Source organism: Corallococcus exercitus (genome assembly GCF_003611585.1).
Lineage (GTDB): Bacteria > Myxococcota > Myxococcia > Myxococcales > Myxococcaceae > Corallococcus > Corallococcus exercitus.
In genome coordinates, this window is the sequence record NZ_RAVW01000022.1 from 1 (window position 1) to 21007 (window position 21007).

Annotated in this window: 14 protein-coding genes and 2 tRNA genes; 2 read left to right on the plus strand and 14 right to left on the minus strand. The window is 70.2% G+C overall.

The window, feature by feature from the left end; genetic code table 11:
* From D7W79_RS04760 to D7W79_RS04775, 4 genes are all read right to left on the minus strand, one after another.
* Positions 1–459: DUF2780 domain-containing protein (locus D7W79_RS04760; protein ID WP_276375043.1), on the minus strand; the 459-nt coding region annotated here is incomplete at its 3' end.
* Positions 460–567: 108 nt separating this feature from the next.
* Entirely contained in the window at positions 568–1056 is a 489-nt protein-coding gene (locus tag D7W79_RS04765; RefSeq protein ID WP_120524136.1) for an NUDIX hydrolase, read from the minus strand.
* Positions 1057–1111: 55 nt separating this feature from the next.
* The gene (locus tag D7W79_RS04770) at positions 1112–2629 is read right to left on the minus strand and encodes a glycosyltransferase family protein (RefSeq protein WP_208729637.1); all 1518 of its coding nucleotides are present in this window, start codon (positions 2627–2629) and stop codon (positions 1112–1114) included.
* 193 nt (positions 2630–2822) lie between these two features.
* Positions 2823–4367, minus strand: a complete 1545-nt coding sequence (locus tag D7W79_RS04775) for a pectate lyase (RefSeq protein ID WP_120524138.1) — start codon at positions 4365–4367, stop codon at positions 2823–2825.
* Between D7W79_RS04775 and D7W79_RS04780 the strand changes: the two genes are divergently transcribed.
* Entirely contained in the window at positions 4366–4644 is a 279-nt protein-coding gene (locus tag D7W79_RS04780) for a hypothetical protein (protein ID WP_244221598.1), read from the plus strand. The genes D7W79_RS04775 and D7W79_RS04780 overlap by 2 nt on opposite strands.
* A 54-nt stretch (positions 4645–4698) precedes the next feature.
* On the opposite strand, the gene D7W79_RS04785 is transcribed toward D7W79_RS04780, so the two are convergent.
* Positions 4699–4908, minus strand: coding sequence for a hypothetical protein (locus tag D7W79_RS04785; RefSeq protein WP_120524139.1), 210 nt, complete (start codon positions 4906–4908; stop codon positions 4699–4701).
* A gap of 151 nt (positions 4909–5059) precedes the next feature.
* Between D7W79_RS04785 and D7W79_RS04790 the strand changes: the two genes are divergently transcribed.
* A complete protein-coding gene (locus D7W79_RS04790; protein ID WP_120524140.1) occupies positions 5060–6505 on the plus strand; it encodes a glycoside hydrolase family 43 protein in 1446 nt (481 codons plus the stop codon).
* An 88-nt stretch (positions 6506–6593) separates the two neighbouring features.
* Here the strand turns inward: D7W79_RS04790 and D7W79_RS04795 are convergent, their stop codons facing one another.
* The 9 genes from D7W79_RS04795 to D7W79_RS04835 form a co-directional block, all read right to left on the minus strand.
* Positions 6594–9467, minus strand: a complete 2874-nt coding sequence (locus D7W79_RS04795; RefSeq protein ID WP_120524141.1) for an Ig-like domain-containing protein — start codon at positions 9465–9467, stop codon at positions 6594–6596.
* 311 nt (positions 9468–9778) lie between these two features.
* A complete protein-coding gene (locus D7W79_RS04800) occupies positions 9779–11119 on the minus strand; it encodes a YncE family protein (RefSeq protein ID WP_120524142.1) in 1341 nt (446 codons plus the stop codon).
* A gap of 256 nt (positions 11120–11375) precedes the next feature.
* Positions 11376–11819: a DUF3592 domain-containing protein gene (locus D7W79_RS04805; RefSeq protein WP_208729638.1), complete on the minus strand. Its 444-nt coding sequence runs from the start codon at positions 11817–11819 to the stop codon at positions 11376–11378.
* Positions 11820–12033: 214 nt separating this feature from the next.
* A tRNA-Asp gene (locus tag D7W79_RS04810) sits at positions 12034–12110 on the minus strand.
* A gap of 21 nt (positions 12111–12131) precedes the next feature.
* Positions 12132–12203, minus strand: a tRNA-Val gene (locus D7W79_RS04815).
* A gap of 381 nt (positions 12204–12584) precedes the next feature.
* Positions 12585–13085: a Spy/CpxP family protein refolding chaperone gene (locus tag D7W79_RS04820; protein ID WP_120524144.1), complete on the minus strand. Its 501-nt coding sequence runs from the start codon at positions 13083–13085 to the stop codon at positions 12585–12587.
* A gap of 190 nt (positions 13086–13275) precedes the next feature.
* The gene (locus D7W79_RS04825; RefSeq protein WP_120524145.1) at positions 13276–16776 is read right to left on the minus strand and encodes a TolB-like translocation protein; all 3501 of its coding nucleotides are present in this window, start codon (positions 16774–16776) and stop codon (positions 13276–13278) included.
* Positions 16776–17315, minus strand: a complete 540-nt coding sequence (locus D7W79_RS04830) for a DUF1318 domain-containing protein (protein WP_120524146.1) — start codon at positions 17313–17315, stop codon at positions 16776–16778. The genes D7W79_RS04825 and D7W79_RS04830 overlap by 1 nt, the downstream gene beginning before the upstream one ends.
* A complete protein-coding gene (locus D7W79_RS04835) occupies positions 17312–20995 on the minus strand; it encodes an AsmA family protein (protein WP_120524147.1) in 3684 nt (1227 codons plus the stop codon). The genes D7W79_RS04830 and D7W79_RS04835 overlap by 4 nt, the downstream gene beginning before the upstream one ends.
* Positions 20996–21007: the final 12 nt, after the last annotated feature.

Sequence of the window (21007 nt, forward strand, 5' to 3'; positions counted from 1 at the left end):
GGCGAGGATCTTTCCCACCAGGCCCGGGTCCAGGCGGGACTTGAGGAAGTTGAGGAGGAGGGGCGCCACCAGGGTCGCCTTGCCCGCGTCCAGGTTGAAGCGCTGGAGGATGGCCACCACGCCGGCAATCTCGCCCGCGTGGGCCGCCGCGCCGCCCAGGGCGCCCATCAGGCCGCCACCACCGCCGCCACCCCCCGCGCCGCCGAGCATGCCGCCCAGGGCGCCCATCAGGCCTCCGCCGTCACCGCCCGCCGGAGCATGGGCCTGGGCCTGCTGCTGCCAGCCCTGCATCTCCGGGATGGCCTGATCCATCTGCCGGGCCGCGTCCGGGCCGACCTTCTCCTGCACCGTGCCCTGCACCATCTTCAGGAGCGAACCCGCGAGCCCCTGTGCCTGCGTGCCATCCACCCCAAGCTGCTGCGAGAGCTGTCCGATGAGGTCCATGCCGCGCTCCTTCACGTGTGTCGAAAGTGAGAGGCGGCGGTTGTAGCGGTCAGGGCCTGGGGGCTGGCTGGAAAACCAGAAGGGGCGCTCGCGAGCGTTGGTCTCAGGACGCCGCGCCGGGCCCTACAGTCGGGTGAAGGACCAGCTCAGCGCGCGGCCGCCCTCGTAGGGCATGACGCCATGGAAGGGGCGCGGGTCCGCGTCGAACACGAGCGGCAGGAAGTGCCGGTCCCCGTCCCACAGCGACAGGGAGGGGATGGAGGACACGGGGACCCAGGAGAGCGAGCCCTCGGGGTTCTTCTCCAGGGGCGTGCCCGTGAAGGCGTCGATGCGGAAGATGAAGCCCAGCCAGTCCTCGCCGTGCTTGCCGAAGCCGGGCCAGGACAGGGTGCCGCGCAGGACCATGCGCGTGCACTCGATGCCGGCCTCCTCGCGGATCTCCCGGCGCATGCACGCGGCGATGTCCTCGTCGCGCTCCATCTTGCCGCCCAGGCCGTTGTACTTGCCGTAGTGGGCGTCATCCGGGCGCGCATTGCGGTGGATGAGCAGCACCTGCTGGCCGTCCGGCGACATCACGTAGCCCAGCGTGGCGACGATGGGGGTGTAGGGCATGGGGCCGGTTCGTCCCCTGATTCGAACGGGGCGTCAAGCCGTCTGTCCGGGCACCCTACGGTGACGCGCCGGTCGTGGCCCCGGTCAGCGGTTCGTGACGGCGCCAGAGTTCGACGGCGGGGGAATCCGGCGACACGCCGCGCGTGTAGTTCGCCTCGAACCAGCGGCGGCTGTCGGAGGACAGCTGCCATTGGCCGCGAGCGCCCAGGAGCACGAAGTCACAGTGTCGCAGGAGCGCGAGCATGCGCTTCTGCGAGTCCTCGCTGGTGAAGGCCGCCGCCGCGTCCGGGAAGCGGGCCCCGGACGTGAGCGCGTCCTGGAGCATCAGCGCGTAGGGATCCACGGGCACGGCCTGTCCCGGAAGCACCGGCGGAAGCCTTCCCGCCAGCAGCCCCCAGCCCGGCTCGAAGCCGCACAGCGACGCGTCCGGAGGAACCTGTTCGCGCACGTAGCGGGCCTGGAGGACCTGTTCCGGAGGCCGGATCTCCGAACCGCGCAGCGCTTCCCGCACGGAGTACAGCGGCCCCAGCAGCACGAGCCCGAACGCCACCGCGCCCACGGGCCGGGCTCGCGCGGCGGCGAAGCCCACGAGCGCCGCCGCGCCCAGTCCCGCGAGCAGCGCCTCCGGCCCCGCGAGCAGCGCGTTGTAGTTGGACCAGTAGCTGTGCGCGGCGAGATACGCGACGACGGTGAGCAGGTACGCGGTGGCGACGAAGCGCTCGGGCGCGGCCTCCGCGCGGGTGCTCCGCCGCATGGCCCGGAACAGCGCGACGCACAGTCCCACCGCCGCGAGCAGCAGGGCGTAGCGGCGCCGCTCGTGCGTCATCTCCACGAGTCGCTCCCAGCGAGACATGACGCCGTCCTCGGGCCGGGCGGACTGGAACCACAGCACGTCGCGCACGAAGGCGCCCGGGGCCATCAAGGCCAGGGGCCCCACCAGCGTCAGCACCGTGAGCGAAGCGGCCAGCACGAAGCGCCGCGCCAGGCTCCAGCGGGGACCGGGCGCACGGGCCACGAGCGCAGCCGCGCCCCAGATGCCGCCCAGCACCTTCACCGACGCCATGACGCCCGCCAGCACCCCGGCGAGACCCGCGCGGCGGGGCAGGGGAGCGCGGCCCGAAGGCAGGAGCCAGAGGTTCGCGAGCCCCAGGCCGCACAGATTGAGCAGCGGATCCAGGAACGGCCCGCGCTCCATGGTGACGACCTCCGGGTGCGCCGCGTAGGCCAGCGCGGCCACGATGCCCGCCACCGGTCCCCAGGCCCGCATCGCCAGCCGGCCCACGAGGACGGTGCTGACGGCGCCCAGTCCGGTGGCCAGCCATCGCGCCAGCGCGAAGCCCGCGGCCGGGTCCGCGAACGCGCCCAGCGCCCCAGCCGGAGCGCCCAGCAGCAGCGCGCCCGGCGGGTGCACGAAGAGGTAGTCGCGGTAGGGCAGCAGCCCCTTCCACAAGAGCGTGGACGCCGCGGCGTAGACGCCCTCGTCGTAGTTCACGACGTAGCCGAGCGCTCCAGCGCGGTGGAAGAACGGCAAGGCCCGGAGCACCCAAGCGCCCACCGCGACCGCCGCCAGCACCCAGGGCCACCAACGCCGGGCCCTGCCACCATCCCTCATCCAAGTCAATCCGTCCAAAGCGCGAGAATGCTACGCGGCCCGCCCTGTTTCACGCGAGCCGCACGAGGGCTGGGTGCACGAAAAACACGTGAGCCCCCGATGAAACACGCGGTTTTGTCACACCGTGAGTGGATGCAACACCGCCCGCGCCGTCTCAGTAGTTCCAGGCGGTGCAGTCAGTCGTCGTGCGCGTGACGAACTCCGCCAGCGTGCGCAGGTTCCGGACGAACGTGCTCGTGTCCAGGTAGTCGCCCGGGGTGGCGCCACTGCGCGGGCCGCCAGGACTGTACGTCGTGATCCACCGCTCGTTGTTCACCGCCGTGTCGACGGCCTGCGCCGTGTCGGCGCGCAGCTGCTGGCACGAGCGCTTCATCGCGGTCGTGTCGGTCGCCAGCCGGTTGTACTCCGCGCGGATGGCGGCGAGCTGCGACGGACCCTCCCAGCTGTAGTTCTGGTAGGTCGGCGGCGCGGTGGAGAAGCGGACCGGGTAGCCGCCGGGCTTCACCGTGTAGAAGCCGATGTTCGACGGCGAGGTGTCATCGAGCTCGATGTAGCGGGAGAGGAGCGTGTCATTGGCGTAGTCCACCGTCTCCAGGTACGCGAGCGCCGTCCCCACCGCGGCGCGGTTCGCCGGCACGCTGGGGTCGAGCTGGTAGAGCCGCAGCAGCGCCCACATGACGTCCTGGCTCTCCTGGCCGGCAATCGCAGGCGTCTCCCAGTTGCGGGCCCAGCGCGGCTGCATCTGGATGTCATATTGCTGCGCCCAGGCGGGCTGGGGCTGCGGCATCTGCGCGCGTCGGAGGAAGTCACCGAACGAAGTGCGCATGGCCTGATACGTCGCGGCCTGAGAGGGATAGATCTCCTTCGCCCAGGACAGCATCTCGACGAAGGCCGTCGCGAGGTTGTCGTTCAGCGTCGGGTCGTCCCAGTACTCGTTCGGATAGGAGTTCGCGTAGCAGTGGGCCAGGCCACACGAGGTGCCAATCGACGGAGGGTAGCTCGCGGAGAGCGCGGGCCGCGCGGCGACGGGACCGGCGAAGACCTGGGGAAAGCCGCCGTGCGTCGGGAACTGGGACGTCTCCACCCGGGCGCGCGCGTACGCGGAGGAGCCGGAGATGGCCGTGTTCGCGAACCCGAGGAGCTGGTCCGTGCGCATCATCGCGATGAGCGCGTTCTGCGTGACCTGGTCGTCGTACGTCGATGTCGCGCAGCCGCCACAGGAGCAGTTCGCGGTGGTGTTGAGGTAGCAGGCCTGGAGCGTGGGCGCCGGCTTGAAGTCCGCGTAGAGGCGCCAGCCTCCGGACTTCACCTGCCCCTGGCGCAGCGCCGTCGCCGCGTCCAGCGCGTAGGTCGTGAGGGCCGGAGTCGCCGGGTCCGCCAGGGCCGCCTCGACAAAGGCAATCGTCACGTCGGAAGTGCCCGGCGACTGGATCATGATCTGATCTACGTCGAGCTGGATGTCCCCCCAGCGCTCATCCAGGTTGGTGGCGTTGTGGTGCCATGCATAGCCGCCGTGGCGCGCGACGTTGTCGTGGAAGTACTTCGCCGCGTTCCGCATGCGGCCCAGGGCCTTCTGCCGGAGCGGCGTCGTGGCGGTTTGCTCGGACGCCCCAAGCTCGACGCCCAGTTCGGGGGCCGGGGAAGCGCATGCGAACGTGTAGAGGAGGGGGAGGAGCGCGAGGCTGAGATGTCTTGTCATGGGGGGATGCGACAGCGAGTGCTGGTCCAAGGTGTACTTCGTGCCGCTCATCGCGGCGCTCAAGGCCATCACCATTGATGACATGGGCAAGGAGGCGCTCAATGCGGGCCTCAAGAAGATTGAAATCCAGAACCGCGCGGACACCAGCAACGCCTCCCGGTTCGCCGCCTCCTTCGAGGGCGGGACCCTGCTGCTGGACAACAAGCCCCACACCAACGTGGACGACGTGAAGGACCGGACCCAGAGCATCCAGTCGCTGCTCGAGTCCAAGCTGTAGGGGCGCGTGGACGAGGCCCGGCCGCGCTCGCACCGGGCCTCGTCGCGGGCGCTGCTAGAAGCAGGTGCAGGCCGCCTTGTAACACTTTCCCAGACGGAAGCCCTTCGCCACACAGCTGGCGTTGCACTCCTCGGCGTAGCACTCCACCTGCGACGCTTCCGCGGTCGCGGGCGTGGACAGCGCCAGCGTGGCGCCAAACGAAACGAAGGCGCCCGCGCCCATCGCGAACAGCACCCGGCCAGCCTTCTTCAACGACGGCATCATGTGTGTGTCTCCCGGTGAGATGTTGCGGCTTGAAGCATACTTCAACCGGCAATACTCCTCATGCCCGCAAGCCAAGTAAAACACCCCCATGTGTTGGCGTAAAAACTGATAGACACGACATCCAGGGTTTCACCCATCTGGAGGTCCATCGATGCAGAACCGCCCGTTGTTTTCCGCCGTGGTCCTCGCCGGGGCGCTCTCCGCGCTCGCGGCGGGTTGTGGTGAGGAGCGCTTCGAAGAACTCCCGGCGGACGAGGCTCCGGTGGGCACGTCCAGCGGGGCGCTCGCGTGCAGCACGCGCATCACCTACGGGGACCGGTGGATCCACCCCGGGCACCCGGAGCAGTACGACGTCGCGACCGGCCTGGTGACCTGGGACGGCAGCTGTATCAACGACGGCACCAATTCCTACGCCGTGTTGTCGAACGGCTGGAAGCCCTACTTCACCGGGCACGACGCCTGCGTGATGGCGCTCGACACGGACTGCTCCGGCGCGACGAGCTGCGCGACGCGCGTCACCTATGGCGCGGCGTGGTTGCATCCCTCGGGGCACACGGCCCAGTACGACGACGTGGGCGGCCGCGTGACCTGGGACCGGGGCTGCACGAATGCGTCCCCCAATTCATACACGGTCCTGTCGAACGACTGGGCGCCGTACTTCAGCGGCAGCAACGCGTGTGGCGTCGCGCTGCGCTACACGGGCTGTGGCGGGCTCTACCAGAACCCCGTGGTGCCCGTGGACTGCGCGGACCCCGGCGTCATCCACGACGGCACGCAGTACGTCGCGGCCTGCACGTCGGGGGGCGCGGCCAACGCGTTCCCGCTGCGCACCTCCAAGGACCTGGTCACCTGGACGGCCGCGGGCAACATCTTCCCCTCCACGCGCCGCCCGACGTGGGCCACGGGGGATTTCTGGGCGCCGGAGATCCACAAGGTCGGCACCCGGTACGTCGCGTACTTCACCGCGCGCCACCAGGACGGGAAACTGTCCATTGGCGCGGCGACGGCCACCAGCGCGCTGGGGCCCTTCACGGACCTGGGCCAGCCCCTGGTGCATGACGCGGGCATGGGGATGATTGACGCCACGTTCTTCTACGACACCGCGGGCGTGCCGTACCTGGTGTGGAAGGCGGACGGAAACGCGGTGGGGCAGTCCACGCCCATCTATGGCCAGACGCTGTCGGCGGATGGGCTGTCGCTCACCGGCACGCGCCGCACGCTCATGAGCAACACTCTCTCCTGGGAGGGCGGCGTCGTCGAGGCGCCGTGGGTCGTCGCGAGGGGCGGGTACTACTACCTCTTCTACAGCGGCAACTCGTACGCCAACAGCACCTACGCCGTGGGAGTGGCCCGGGCCACGAGTCCGCTGGGGCCCTACACGAAGCTGGGCAACCCCATCCTCAAGACGGCGGGCGGCTGGGTGGGGCCCGGCCACAACTCCGTGGTCACCGGCCCCGGCGGGGACACGGTCATGGTCTACCACGCGTGGAACAGCGCCCACACGGCCCGGGTGATGCTCGTGGATGCCATCACCTGGCCCAACGGCTGGCCCGCGGTTCCGGAAGCCCCGTCCTCGGGTTCGCGTCCCATGCCGTAGCGGGCGCTTCCCACGGACAGCCCGGCCGCGCGAGCCATGACTGGCTCGCGCGGCCGTTCACGGTGACTGCGTCGCGAGGACCCGGGTACTACCGGATGGTCCAGGCCACGGTGCCGCTGCAGGAGTTGCTCGAGTAGCAGCCGGCACGCAGCTGGTAGCTCCCGCTGCCGCCCGCGGGCACCGTGTAGACGAAGTTCGAACCCGTCCCACCGCACGCGTCATCGCTGTAGGTCACCTGCGTGCCGTTCGCGTTGAAGAGCCGCAGGTAGGTGTCTCCGGTGAACGACGCGCCCGTCACACCGCAGGTTCCCAGCGTGAGGGTCTGTCCCGCCGCCAGGACGAACGTCTGGTTCACCGTGTTCACCGTGGCGCTGCTGGTGTTGCTCGCGCTGTAGTTGAGCGGCCCGGAGCCCGCGGTCGCGCTGAGCGTCCAGGCCACGGTGCCCGTGCAGGAGGTGTTCGCGGAGCAGCCGGCGTTGAGATAGTAATTGCCGCTCGACGGCACCGTGTAGACGAAGCTCGAGCCCGCTCCTCCACACGCGTTGTCGCTGAAGGCCACCTGCGTGCCGTTCGCGTTGAAGAGCCGCAGGTAGGTGTCTCCGGTGAACGCCGAGCCCGCCACGCCACAGGTTCCCACCGTGAAGGTCTGTCCCGCCACCATCGCGATGACCTGGTTGACCGTGCCCACCGTCGCGTCGCTCGTGTTGCGAGCGCTGTAGCTGAAGGGGCTGTAGTTGGCCGGGGGCGGATAGTTCACCGTCACCATCACGGAAGCGCTGGTGGTGACGTTGCCCGCGGCGTCATAGGCCTTGGCGGACAGGGAGTGGGACCCGGGAGTGGTGTAGTTGTACCAGGACTTCGAGTAGGGCGTGCTGGTGCTGGTGCTGGCACCCATCGGCATCCCGTCCAGGAAGAACTCGACCCGCGTCACCCCGACGTTGTCGCTGGCCGAAGCGGTGAGGACGTACGAAGACTCGCGGACGAGGATGTCGTTCGGCGCGGGGTAGGTGATGGAGACCGTGGGCGCGGTGAAGTCGTTGCTCAGCGTCACGTTGCGGGTGGTGCTGCCCACGTTCCCCGCGCCGTCGTAGGCCTTGGCCGTCAGCGTGTACGCGCCGTTGGCGAGCGAGCGCGTGGCCCAGTCATACGTGAAGGGCTCAGTCGTGTCCGTCCCGAGCAGCGTGGTGCCCCGGTAGAACTCCACCCGGCTGATGCCGGTGTGGTCGTCGCTCGCGCTGGCCTCCAGCGTGACCGTCCCCTGCAGCACGGCGCCCTCCACCGGCGACGTGAAGGAGACCCCCGGCGCGACGGTGTCGTTGTCCACCGTGAAGCTCACCGTGGCCGAGCTCGTCAGGTTGTACGCCGCGTCCCACGCCCGCGCGAACACCGTGTGGGAGCCATTGGCCGCCAGGGCGCTGTTCCACGTGAAGGTGTACGGCGCCGTGGTGTCCGTGGCCACGAACTTGCCGTCCACCATGAACTCCACCTGGGTGACCCCGCGGTTGTCGGAGGCGTCGACCGAGATCACCACGCTCCCCCGCACGGTCGCTCCCGCCACGGGCGCGGTGACGGTGGCGGTGGGCGCGGTGAAGTCGTTGTCCAGCATGACGGTGACCCACTCGGAGTAGACGAGATTGCCCGCCGCGTCGTGGACCTCCGCCCGGACCCGGGTGGGGCCATTGGGCAGGAGTTGGGTGGGCCAGCTGCAACTGAAGGTGGGGCTGTAGCCGTTGCACAGGATGGTGGAGTTCAGCTCCGCGCGGAAGTCCACCCGGGAGATGGGCGCGTTGTCCGCCACCGTGGCGGTGATCGGCACCGACCTGCTCAGCACGGCGCCCGCCGCGGGCGACGTGACGGCCACCGTGGGCGGCGGGTCCACCGTGATGTTCACGGGCACCGACGTCGTCACCTTCCCGGAGGCATCGTACGCGCGGGCCGTCAGCGTGTGCAGGCCGGGCGGCGCCGTCTTGGCATCCCAGGGGATGCCGAACTGGCTCTGGAAGCTCGTGCCGAGCAGCACGGTGTCATCGAGATAGAACTCCACCTGGGTGACGCGGATGTCATCGCTGGCGTTGGCCACCACGCTCACCCATCCGCCCACCGTCTTTCCCTCCACGGGGGCGATGAGGTTCACCGTGGGCGCGGCGTAATCGTTGCGGACGTTCAGGTTGACGGACGAGGCCCGGGCATTGCCCACGGCGTCGTAGACCCGCACCATCCAGGTGACGCTGCCGTTGGGCACGGAGAAGCTGTCCCAGCTCGCCTCGAAGGGCGCGCTGGTGTCGCTGCCCACGAGGGTGTTGTTGATGAAGAAGTCCACCCGGCCCATGGCCTGGTCATCCACGGCCTGGGCCACGAGCGTCACCTGCCCGGAGACGGTGGCCCCGGCGGCGGGCACGTGCGTGACGGTGGGCTGGGTGACGTCCGGCGCGGAGACCGCGAAGGCCAGGTCGTCGTGGTCATGGACCGCCCCGGGGGTGCACGCAGCGCCCTGCGCCTGGGCGGCGTCCACGAGCACGGCGCGCACGGCCTGGAGGCTGCCCGTGGGGAGCGTGAACGTGGTGGAGAGGGTCTCGGCACCGCCGGCGGCGGGCAGGGTGGCCAGGTGCACCCACTGCGGCGCGGTGGCATCCGCGGCCCGGAAGAGCATCAGCGCGCTGCCGGAGGAAGGGGCGCCCCACACGTCCGCCTCCACCTTCACCGTCCGGCCCTGGGCGAGCCACGAGACGCCATCCACGGTGGAGACGCGGAGGGCCTCCACGGAGGCGTCGGACTGGAAGGTGCCGTCGTTCCCGTCGGCGCAGCTTCCTCCCAGCGTGTTGGGGGCGTTGGACTCGGGGCCCACCGTGCCCCGGCCCGTCAGCGTGGTGTTGGAATCACAGCGAGCGCCATTGGAGGTGCACGCGGGCGCCGCCAGCTGGGCGTCATATTGCGCGTCCGTCGAGGCGAGTGGCTGGGCCACGGAGGCGCTGGCATCCGGGGCGGAAGCGGTATCGGAAGGGCCGGGGGCGCAAGACCATCCGGCGAGGCACAACATCAGGGTTCGGGTCAGGCTGAGTGAAACTCTCATCGCACGTCCTTCGGGTGGGTAGCCAAAGACAGACGCGGTATACGCAACAGGCCTGACTCGGGCCCAGCGACGGAGCGCCTGGGGTGAACCGGACGCGCGTCGGTCGCCGCCGACACACACGCCGCATGAGGCCCGGGGCAAGGAAAAGCCCAGCAACCCGGTGGGGCTGCTGGGCTCCTGACTGTGTTTCGGCTTCTCCGCGGCTACAGCGCGAGGATGCGCACCTGGAGCTGCCCCGTGCTCACTCCCGTGACGAGCACCAGCTCACCGCCGTGCACGAACACCCGCTTCGCGACGCCGGGGTAATAGCTGGCCGAGAGGATGTCGAAGGTGCTGCTCAGCACGCGCAGCTGCGTCGTGTTCCCCACGGTGTCGATGAGGTAGTAGCGCCCGTTGTGGAAGGCGACGTCCACGAACGACAGGCCCAGGCTGGTGCGGTAGGTGAGGTCGGCGGCGTTGAAGAACAGGCCGCTGCCCACCATGACGGCTGACTCGTCCGGCAGGAGCCGGATGGGGTTGGGCAGGTTGTAGTCACCGTGGTACGGCGAGTCCCGCTCCGCGCCCAGCGTGCCCGCCACGGGGTCCACGTCCACCATGGTCACGTCCGTCGGGGAGACGCCTGAGTTGAGCAGGTAGACGCGCTTGTTCACCGGAGAGAACACGAGGCTGCGGGCGGAGTAGCGCCACTCGGCCGTGGCGACGCGCGCACCGGTGGAGCGCTGGTAGAGCGAGTGCGAGTCCCACGCGCCGGAGCCGTCGATGGTGAACAGGTAGTTGCCGGCCACCACCATGCTCGACACCGTCTCCGGCGCCGCGGCGAAGAAGCGGGAGGTGCCGTCGCTCGAGAAGGTGTCGATGCGCCCGCCGGTATAGGCCAGGTACGTGGTGGTCCCGTCCGGAGACACCGCCATGGTCACGGCGTCCGCCGTGCCCGCGTAGGAGCTCAGGAAGCGGCGGTTCGCCACGTCCAGCCGGTGGACCCGGTCCGCGCCGCGGTCGAAGAAGTGGATGACGCCCCCGCTGGTCAGGGTGGCGTCGTCCAGGTTGAAGGCAAGCTGCGCGCCTTCGAGGACGAGGCCTCCATCCGGGAGCGAGCCGCCGTCGGGCGTGCCCGCGTCGGAGGACGGCTCGCCCGTGTCGAGCGTCCCCGTGATGTCGATGTCACCCGTCCCCGGCGCGTTGGGGCAGTTCGGGAGGTCGCGGCGCAGGACGATGTTGGCCGAGGTCACGCTGCCGGCCACCACGTCCACCAGGGTGCTTCCCGAGTACACCAGCAGCCCCGAAGCGTTGAACGCATCCACGCGCACCGTCCGGGCCGTGCCCGCCGGGACCTGGGAGATGCGGCCCTGGATGACCGCCTCCGTCACCTGGAGCGGCACGGGACCGAGCGTCGTCATGTCCGGCGCGGAGACCGTCGCGTTGGCCGAGGTGACCCCGCAGACATCTCCCGCCAGGGAGATCTCCATGCGGATGGTCTCGGTGCCCGTCGTTTCCTCCGGGGGCATCCCCTGACACGCCGTCAGCCACACACACGTGGCCAGCATCCAAACCAATCGATTGGCAATCTTCATGTTCATCTTGTTCCGTGGTCCCTGGGACCACGCCCCCTTCGTTGTCTGCTCTTGAAGCCCCGGCAGCGACGGGCGGCAGTCTAAAGCCTGACGGTGAAGGCCTCGCAAGATGTCTGAAGGTCCAGGGACGCGAAGGCAGCGCGGGGTGGATTCCAACCCCTCCCATGGAGGCAGCGGCGCGAACCTGCGTTGTATTGAATTGCAGGGTTTGCTTCCGCCTGGCCGTGGGCTACGCGAGGAAGTCCTCTTCCGCGGTGCCCTTCCTCAGCATGATCACCAGGCCCATGAGGCCGAGGCCTCCGGCCATCACGAAGGCCAGCGCGACGAGCACCAGGGGGATGCCGCCCTCGCCCTCGGGGTAGCTGTGGCTGGGGTCGTCGCGGTCGTAGAGCACCTGGATTTCACTGCCCGCGCGCAGGCGCTCATACAGGTCCTTGGAGACGTTGCGCTGGTCCGTCCGCCAGCCGCCGCCCTGTCGCGTGAAGCCGTAGTGCAGCACGTAGTCCCGGCCCGAGGAGAGACGGCTTCGGGCGCGGACCTCCTTGCGCACCACCCGGCCTTGCGCCCAGGCCCCCTCGGCATGGACGCGCAGGTCCTGCTTGAAGACGGCCAGGACCATCACGACGACGATGACGCCCATGAGCAGGAACAGGGCCCCGTCCATCTGGGTCATGCGTCGGGGGGAACCGGAGCTGAAGGGGTTCATGAAGCCTCCGCTGACCGCAGGCACCGCTGCCTGCTTAAGCGGCGAGCAGCATCCGGGAAAACGGACGGCCGGACCCTGGGAGAGGCGCCCTTCGTCACCGCCGCCGACGCCGGCCATGTGCAGGGAAGGGGCGGCCAGAAAAGCGAAAGGCCCAGAACCTTTCGGTTCCGGGCCTCTCTAGTGGCGAGGAGTACGGGACTTGAACCCGTGGCCTCCGGCGTGACAGGCCGGCGTTCTAACCAACTGAACTAACTCCCCACAAACCCTGCTAACTCTATATGGGCGGAACAGGGATTGAACCTGTGACCATCGCCTTGTAAGGGCGCCGCTCTACCGCTGAGCTATCCGCCCTGCGCGGCCCCGCCGTGATTCAGTGAGGCGGCTTGTATCGTCCCCCTCCGCCCCCGTCAAGCATCTGTTTTCGAGGCACCTGCATTCCGCTCCGCCCCCCGGAAACCAGCGGATCCGACGGGCGCGGATCCGCCTGCTAGGCCCGCAGCTTCCACCGCCGCACGCGGCGGCGGGAACGGGGAATCATCACTACGGCGGCCACCAGCAGGGCCACCGGCACGAACACCAACATCGTCTGCATCATCGCCTCCAGGTACCCCGCACCATACGGAGTCCCTCTGACATCCTGACGGGGGGTTCGTGACTTTCAGGAAACGACACTCCAAGCCGCCGGGTTTCCGGCCGTCCTGACGGGCGGCTGGCCGGACCCGTCCTGGAGGGCTATTCGCCCCGGGGAGGACCGCCCCGGCCGCCGTGCCCCGGACCGTGGGAGCCCCGCTCCGCCTGGAGGAGCGTGCGGGCCTGGGTCTTCTGGGCGTCCGTCAGCACCTGCTCCGCTTCCTGGTACGCCGCCACGGTGTTGGCGCGGAGCTGCTCGAAGAGGCCGCGGGCCTGCTCGTGCCTGGCCTGGTCCTGGGCGGACGGCGTGCCCTGGGGGGCGCGGTCCGGCGGCGCGGGCGGACGCAGGGCCTCCAGGGACTGCTTCACGGGCGCGTTCTTCACGTCGAGTGCGGCCTGGATCTTCTCCAGGCTCGAGGCCTGAGCGTCGGTGAGGGCCAGGTCCTGGCGGTGGTCGATGAGCACCTGGACCGGCGACTTGCGCTCGAACGGGGGCGGCCGGCGCGCGCCCTGGGACGCGTCCTGCGGGGTGGGGGTGGGGGTGGATCCGGCGAAGGCGGGAACGGCGAACAGCAGGCCCAGCATGAACAGATGGCGCTTCATGGTGACGTACCTCCAGCTTGCGCGTGATGACCGCACCCGGAAGCCATTGGCCTGATGGCACGTGGACGCCGTGCGGAACCGACTGGGAGGGGTTTGTCCCCCACGGAGTCCCGTGCCGCTCAGGCCCGGGGCTTCCGGGCTGACACGGTGCAAGGTGCTCCCGCCATGTGCCGCGAAAATGTCCCGCGCGTTACCGAATGTGTTCGGCCTCGGTCCGCGCGTCCTGCGTCGCGTCTGGCTTCTCCGCGGCGACCGGGAGGGAACCCTCGGTGCCGCTGAGCGCCAGATAGATGTTGAACCACGCCAGCCAGACGCGCCACGCCGGGTCGCGCTGCTCGATGAGGGTGCGCCGCGCCTGGCTCATCCGCTGGGGCACGTCGAAGGGCATCCGCGTCTTGTCCTCGGACTGCAGCTGCGCCGCGAACCAGAGCACGTCCAATTGGCCGGCATCGACGGGCGCGTGGGTGCGCGCCATCAGCGAGTCCGCGTGCTCCAGCGCCTTGCCCAGCCACTGCGCCGCCTGCGCCGGATTCCTCCGGTCCACGGCGTTCTCCGCCAGCCGCAGCTCCGCGAGCGTCACCGCGCGGATGTCCTCGTCGCGGTCGGATTCGTCGAATTGCTCCAGGAACAGCGCGCGCCGCTGCTCCAGCGCGCGGGCGGCGGCGTCCATGCGCCCGAGCCGGGTCTCCGCGTTGGCGCGCAACCCGGCGGCGATGATGCGGTACGCGCGGTGGACGAACGCGGGCGTGGCGTGCGCCTGCTTCAGCGTGGCCCGCACGGCGGGCGTCGCCAGCTCGCGGTCCACCTGGTCCAGGTCCTCCAGCGTCCGCTGTGGTTTGTCCGCGCCCAGCGCCGCCGCGCAGCGGGCCAGCCGCATCACCAGCCGGTTGCGCAGGCCCTGCTCGTCGCGAGGGCTGGCTTCGATGCCGGGCAGCGCGCGATCATAGAGCGCCAGCGCCTGATCGAACCGGCCCGCGGCCAGGTTGTAGAGCGCCGCGCGATCCATGACCAACGGGATGAACCGGGCCAGCTTCGGCGCGGCCTCCACCATGGCCAGGGCCTTCTCCGCGGACTGCGCGGCCTCCGCCTCGCGGTTGACGTGCAGGAGGGCGCGGGCGCGGGCCAGGGACACGGACAGCCCCGCGGCGCTGTCCGCGTAGGGCAGCTTGTCCCGCTCGTCCAGGTAGCCCAGGGCGATGTGGTGGTTGCCCACCTGCGTGTGCAGCAGTCCCAGCGCGCCGAGGATCATCGCCTTGTAGCGCGGGTTGTTGCGCACCAGGTCCAGGGCGACCAGGTAGTGCCGGTTGGCGCGCTCGGCGGCGGCGGGGTTGTGGCCCCGCAGGAAGTCCTCGTGGTGGATGGCCCCCATGAGGGCCTGCACCTCGCGCTGGTTCTTGAGCTCCTGCCACGCCGCGCGCAGCTCCGCGAGGCCGGTCTTCACCGCCTGGGCGTGGGCGTCGTCATCCAGCTTGGACAGCCGGCGCGTCGTCACGTAGGCCTTCACGAAGTGCGAGAGCGATTTCGCCTTGCTCGGAACCTCCGTGGTGACCTCCTTCATCACCACCTCCGGGGCGACGCCCGCGCGCAGGCGCAGGCTCATGGACTCGACGGCGCTCTCCAGCGAGCCCGTGCGCCGGGTCACGAGGTCGAAGTCGGCGCGGGCCTCGTCCATCCGGTCCCGCCCCATGCGGCGGTAGGCGCGGCCCAGCAGCGCGCGGCGGAAGAGCCGCTCCGCCCGGCGGCGCTCCTCGGTGCCGGGCGGGGTGTCGTCGATGTAGAGCGTCGCCAGGTCCTCCATCACGCCGTCCGCGCCCAGGCTCGCCGCGCGCTCGGCGGTGTCCTGCACCACCACGCGGCGGCGGAGCGGGTCCTGCTGCTGTTTGTAGAAGGCGACCAGCGCGTCCCGGACGGGGCGGGGAGGGCGCTCCTCGTGCAACGCATTGACGCGGCGGCCCAGCTCCAGGGCGAACGCATACGGCGTCCCCGGGGGCTCCGCCGCGAGCGCCTGGGCCAGGGTGGCGTCCGCTTCCGCCCAGGGGCGTCCCCGGTACAGCGCGCGGACGGCGGCGCGCGCGAAGTCGAGCTGATCATCCGCCTTGAAGACCTTGTTCCTGGAGAGCTGGAGGCCCGCGGCGGCCAGCGCCTCCCGGTCGTCCAGCTCGCGGTACAGCGCGTCCGCCTGTTCGTACCAGGCCTCCAGCACCGCGCGCGGCGTGGTGTCCGTCAGCTGGGCCGCCTCCAGCTCCTGACGCGCGAGCGTGAAGTCACCGGCCGACTGCGCCAGCTCGCTGCGCAGCACGTGCTGATAGACGGCGGAGGGCGGGCTGGGCGCGGCGGCGGGGTCCAGCGCCGCCATGCGTTGGCGCTCGGCCTCTTGCAGCTCGTCCACCATGCGGCCCCGGTCGCGCTCCTTCAGGGCGCGCCGGTGGGCGATGAGCAGCCGCAGCGGCTCCGACAATCCCGCGGTGGCGGGGTCCTCCACCGAGTGCATGTGGCGGGCGTAGAAGTCCGCGGCGTCGAAGTCGCCATAGGCCAGGTGCAGCTGGCTCAGGCGCATCATCAACAACCGGCGGAGCTTGGGCCGCTTTTCGAGCAACAGCCGCTGGCGGTAGAGGAGGAGCTGATCCGCGCGCCGGCCCACCATGCCCAGCTCTTCGTTGAGGCGGGGCACGTCCCATTCGCCGGGCACCTGTCCATCCAGCGGCAGCCGGTACACGTCCAGCGACTGGCCCCGGGAACAGGTGGTGATGAGCGACGCGGCGGTGGGGGAGGGGTACTCGCAGTTCCATCCCTGGCTGGTGAGCTGATCCGGGCTGGTGGCGGTGGCCTGCGCGGGCGCGTCGTCCCGCTCAGGGGAGAAAGGCACGCGGAACAGCACCCCGCTGTCGCTCGCGTCGATTTCCCCATCCCCGTTGGAGTCGGTGAAGAACTGCACCACGTACAGCGATCGTCCGTCGCGCGCGAACACCGGCTGGCCCGTCTTGCCCGGGATGTCCAACGTCAGCGGGACGGGGGCCGCTCCGGGAACATCCAACCGGACCGCCTCCAGGTGGGGCGCGGCGCGCGCGGCGAAGCCCGGGCCCACCTGCCGTACGGAGCGTTCGACGGGGACGTACACCAGCCAGCGTCCATCCGGGGAGAAGGTGGGGCTGGTCAGGTTGCGCTCGAGCAGGGGCGTCACGTGCCATGCGGCCCCCAAGGCGACCTTCGACAGCCGCAGGTCGCCCTGGATGGTCGCGCGGCTCACCAGCGCGATGTGCGTGTCGTCGATCCACTCCGCCTGCAGCGCGCTGGTCTCCTCTTCCAGGCAGCGGCGCTCCTTCGCCTCCGGCAGCTCGCGCACGCAGAGCTGGCCGCCGGCCTGGGTCCGGAACGAGATGTAGAGCAGCTGCTTGCCGTCGGGGCTGATGCGCGGCCACGTCACGTCCGCGCCTTCGTCGAAGAGGCGGCGCTCGCGGCCCTTCTCCAGGTCCTGGACGAAGACCTCCGTCGCGATGTCCCGGTTGGACACGAACAGCAGCGAGTTCTCGTCGGGCCCCAGCTGCCCCAGGAACTGATCCCCCATGCCCACGGTGAGCCGCTCGGGCTGGCGTATGCCTCCGTCGTTCTCGTCGTCCTGTGCCCAGGCGTCGCTCGCGACGAGGACGGCGAGGGCCAGGACCCAGGGGGCTCCCCAGGGGGCTCGGAGCATCAGCACTTCTTCTCCCCCCAGGTGCCGTCAGCGGCTTCCACCCAGCCGCCGCAGACGACACCTTCCGCGTGCGCCTGCTGCCAGTTCTGGCGCAGCGTCTCTTCCGGCACGCCAGGGCGCACGGTCCGCATCCACTGCCACAGCTGACGCCGGGCCCGGTTCACCCGCTCCACCATGGCGGCGTCGTCCGCCGACACGCGTCCGGCCTGGCACTGCTTGCGGGTGACCACCAGCAGCCCGTCCTTGCCCTCGCCCACGCAGTGACGCCGCACCAGGTCGTCCACGCGGTCCGCCTGCGTCTTGCCCAGGTTCTCCACCAGCGGCGGGGGCTGGATGCCCAGGTCCTCCAGCTGGTTGGGCGTCAGCGGCACCGGCGTGGGGTTCATGCCCGCTCTCGCGAGCCGCTGCTCCACGTCCTTGTACGAGCCGGCGGCCTGCTCCTCGAGCGCCGTCGCCCGGTCCACCATGACGATCTCCGGCGCGCTGATGCACCCGGGAGCGGCGAGGGCGGCCATGAGCAGCAATCCACGGCGTGTCATGGCAGAGCCTCCGGAGGGAACATGGTGGTGATGGCGCGGTCGACGATGGGGCCCAGGGGGATGCCCCGGATCTCATCGATGCTGACCAGCCTGGCCAGTCCGCCCATGGTGATGAGCAGGCTGCCAAAGCCCTGCTTGAAGCTCACGCGCACGTGCTCCGGATAGCCCAGGCTCAACGCGTAGCGGACGCGGTTGGTGGCGGGGTCGGCGTGGCGCGGGTCCTCCAGGTCGAGCAGGTCCAGGAGGTGGCGGTTGCCGATGCGCAGGATCTCCGCGCGCCCGTTGATGCTGCGGTCCCTGGCGGAGATGACCATGGCGGCGTTGCCGTCGAAGGGCTCGCCCCGGGAGGACTTCACGCCTGTCGCCCGCACGTGGGCCTCCATCGTGGAGTTCTTGCCCTGATAGTTCAGCATGCACTGGCCGGTGATCCGCCCTCCGCGGACGCCCATCTCCAGCTGGCTCATGGAGAACACGTTCTGGTTGATGGCCAGGTTGCCCGCCAGGGGCGCGATGGTCATCCACGGCGTGGTGATGCGGTCCGCGGACAGGAAGCCGCTGCGCGTGAGCAGCGGGTGCTGATCCGCGAAGCGCAGCATCGAGTACGGATTGACGTCCAGGTCGTTCAGGAGCCGCACCCCGTCCTGGGAGACCTCCACGTTCTCCGTCAGCGGCACGTCGCCGTTGAGCGTCTCCACGGCGATGCCGGACTCGGGCATCCGCACGTTCACGTCCTGGAGCTTGAGGTTGGAGACGGTGCGGAAGACCACCAGGTCCGGTGACGCCACGCGGAAGTCCACCGTGGCCTTGCCGCTGCTCTCCACCTGTCCCGGCCGCGCGAGGTGGGCCAGGTCCTGCTCCAGCGAGCCCCTCAGCCCCATGCGCTGCTGGTCGTTGCTCAGGTCCAGGCGGCCCTGCATCTTCAACTGCGTCTGGGTGCCTCCGTTGGACAGCCGCAGGTCCGGGATGCGGATGACGCCGGCGGGCGTGCGCAGGACGGAGAACGACGCCTCCACGTCCTGGACGGGGTAGGGCAGCGCCGGCTTCTGTTCGAGCGAGCGGACCTTCACGCGCTGCTTCAGCTCGATGTCGCCCTTCTCCCATTGGTCGGTGAAGGTGGCGGTGCTGTCGCTGGAGAGGTCCGCGAAGGTCAGCCGGCGCTCGTTCCTGCTGACGGTGAGCTTCTCCACCGCGAGGGTCGTGTGGACGGTTCGCTTGGAACCCTCGGCGTGGGATTCACCCTGCCAGCGCAGGGCGGGGACGTTGAGGGTCTGGTCCGCCTGCTTCCAGCGCACGCCGCGCAGGTCCACCTGGGCCTTGCCCTCGAAGCTGGCGGCGCGCGGGGGCATGGCGGCCAGGCGGACGGTGCCGTCGGAGCCGAGGTGCGTGATGAGGCCGGTCAGGGTGCCGTGCAGCTCGCCGGTCATCGCGAGCTTCGAAGGGTCCACTTCCGGGGGGACCCGCGCCTTGGCCAGGAGCGGCGACAGCGGGCCCAGGGGCGGGAAGTCGCCCGTCACGTCCAAGCGGAGCGCGCGGGTCTTCCGGTTGAACGCCAGCGCCGCGTTCGCGGCGACCTTCAGGCCGGTGTGGCCGGTGAGCCCCAGCTGGAGCGCGAGGTTCCTGCGGTCGACGTCGAACGTCAGCGTCTGGTGCTGGGCGCCCGCGTCCGTCTCTCCGATGCGCAGCCCTTCGACCCGCAGGTCCAGGTCTCCCTTGTGCTTCCAGTCATCCCCTTGCGAACGCAACACGATGGCGGCACTGCCCGCGGACACGTCGTCCCAGCCCGGCCGTTGCAGGCTCAGCTCCGTGCGGTGGTCCACGCGAGGCGAGGGCGCGAAGAGGGCCATCACCTTGCCCTTGGAGGCCAGTGTCACGGCCAGCTGCTTCCAGGGAAGCCGTGCGGCGACGTCATCCGGGATGAAGGGCCGGGCGGCGACGAGGTCCGGCGTCTGGACGTCCAGCATGTACGCCACGTCGTCGGTCCCCTTCGTGGCGTCCAACGACGCGTGCAGCGTGCCCACGTCCAGCTCCATCCGCGCGCGGGCCTTGCTGAGGCGGGGCTCCTCCATCGTGGGAAAGGCGTCCGTCACGTGGAGTTGCACGCGCGCGGGACCCTTCAGCACCTCGCGGCCGTCGGTGGTGACCACCCGGAGCGTCTCCACGGGCAGGTCCGCCTTCAGCGCGAAGGGGGGCTTCGCCGTCAGCGGCACCTGGAGCTGGAAGCCCAGGCGCTCCGCGGTCGCGCGGAGCCCGGAGGCACGGACGTCCAACACATCCATCCTGGCGGACAGCGCCGCGTCTCCCGCCACCCGGAAGGGCGAGGCGAGGTCGGGCCGCAGCTGGCGTCCCGTCAGCTCACCGGAGGCCTGCGGAACGCGGAGCGGGGTGGCGCCCCCGACGTCGAGCTTCTGGAGCGCGAACGTGAGCCGGGTGGCCAGACCCCGCGGCGCATCCGGGGTCGCCGTCAGCGAGACGCGTCCACCGCCGAGCTCCACCCGGAGCGCCTCCTGGACGAAGAGGAGCTGCGCCACGTCCACGTCCAGCCCGAACCGACCCTGGGCTCCCAGCTGGGGCACGTCGCTGAGCGTGACCTCCTGGGCCTCCAGGTGCACCTTGCCGCTCTTGAGCGTGAACGGCACCAGGTCCGCGGGGATCCACCGCAGCAGCCGTCCAAGGTCCACGTCCGCAAGGGCTCGCGTCAGGACGGGCGGGACCTCCGCTGAATCCGGAAGCACCCCCTGGGCCTGCACCTCCGCGCTGTCGGTCAGCTGCGTGCGGTCCAGCTCGAGGGTGGTGAGTTGCTTCGTCGCATCGAACTTCGCCGTCACCGCGCCGTGCAGCAGCGAGCGGAGCGCGAAGCGGGAGTCGAAGGTCTGCCTCGCGACGTCCAGGTCCACCTTCACGTGCGCGGCGGCCGCGTCCGCTTCCACCGCCAGGGCCAGCTCCAGCAGGGCTTCGGCGGAAGGGACCGCCGGGCCTTCGCGGTTCAGCGTCAGGGCCAGGGGCTTCCCGGTGTGGCCCAGGTCCACGAGGAGCTTCCAGCCCTGAGCCTGGGGCTTCGCGTCGATTCCGGCCTGAAGCCCTCGCAGCGACCAGCGGTCCACCACCGCACCGCCCTGGACGCGGGCATACGTCAGCGACACGCCTGACAGCTCGATGCTTCGGACGGGGAGCGGTGTGCCGAAGACGTCCGCGACCTGCCGGGAGGGGCCGGGGGATGCTTCATCGAGCGGTTCGGGCTCCGGCGGTTTGGTCAGGTTCGTGAGGGACGTGGTGCCCTTGTCATCCGCGACCAGGACGACGGTCGCGTCCCGCACCACCACGCGCTCCACCCGGACCGGCCCGTTCACCAGCGCCCCGAACGACCATGACGCCTCCAGCGTGCCGACGCGCAGCAGCTCGGGGGCGACGGCCTGGAACGGCGGTGGGGTCCACACGACCAATCCTTCCAGGCGCAGCCCGGAGAGCACGTCGATGCGCGCCGTCTGGTAGTCCAGCCGCACGCCCGTTGCCGCTTCCACCTGGGCGACGATGCGCGGCTTCAGCCAGGAGTGGTCGAGGTGGTGCAACGCGGTCACGACCGCGACCAGCAGGAGCACGAACGTCGCGAGAATGATCAGGAGCGCGCCGGCGATGATTCGCGTCAACCGCCGACGAGGCCGTCCAGCACCGGGGGAGTCCATGAAGTTCCGTCG

Coding starts and splice junctions, on each gene's coding strand:
- D7W79_RS04835 (WP_120524147.1), bottom strand. CDS start 20,995: ATGGACTCCCCCGGTGCTGGACGGCCTCGTCGGCGGTTGACGCGAATC.
- D7W79_RS04780 (WP_244221598.1), top strand. CDS start 4,366: ATGGGGGGATGCGACAGCGAGTGCTGGTCCAAGGTGTACTTCGTGCCG.
- D7W79_RS04825 (WP_120524145.1), bottom strand. CDS start 16,776: ATGCTCCGAGCCCCCTGGGGAGCCCCCTGGGTCCTGGCCCTCGCCGTC.
- D7W79_RS04800 (WP_120524142.1), bottom strand. CDS start 11,119: ATGCTGGCCACGTGTGTGTGGCTGACGGCGTGTCAGGGGATGCCCCCG.
- D7W79_RS04775 (WP_120524138.1), bottom strand. CDS start 4,367: ATGACAAGACATCTCAGCCTCGCGCTCCTCCCCCTCCTCTACACGTTC.
- D7W79_RS04820 (WP_120524144.1), bottom strand. CDS start 13,085: ATGAAGCGCCATCTGTTCATGCTGGGCCTGCTGTTCGCCGTTCCCGCC.
- D7W79_RS04765 (WP_120524136.1), bottom strand. CDS start 1,056: ATGCCCTACACCCCCATCGTCGCCACGCTGGGCTACGTGATGTCGCCG.
- D7W79_RS04785 (WP_120524139.1), bottom strand. CDS start 4,908: ATGATGCCGTCGTTGAAGAAGGCTGGCCGGGTGCTGTTCGCGATGGGC.
- D7W79_RS04790 (WP_120524140.1), top strand. CDS start 5,060: ATGCAGAACCGCCCGTTGTTTTCCGCCGTGGTCCTCGCCGGGGCGCTC.
- D7W79_RS04830 (WP_120524146.1), bottom strand. CDS start 17,315: ATGACACGCCGTGGATTGCTGCTCATGGCCGCCCTCGCCGCTCCCGGG.
- D7W79_RS04805 (WP_208729638.1), bottom strand. CDS start 11,819: ATGACCCAGATGGACGGGGCCCTGTTCCTGCTCATGGGCGTCATCGTC.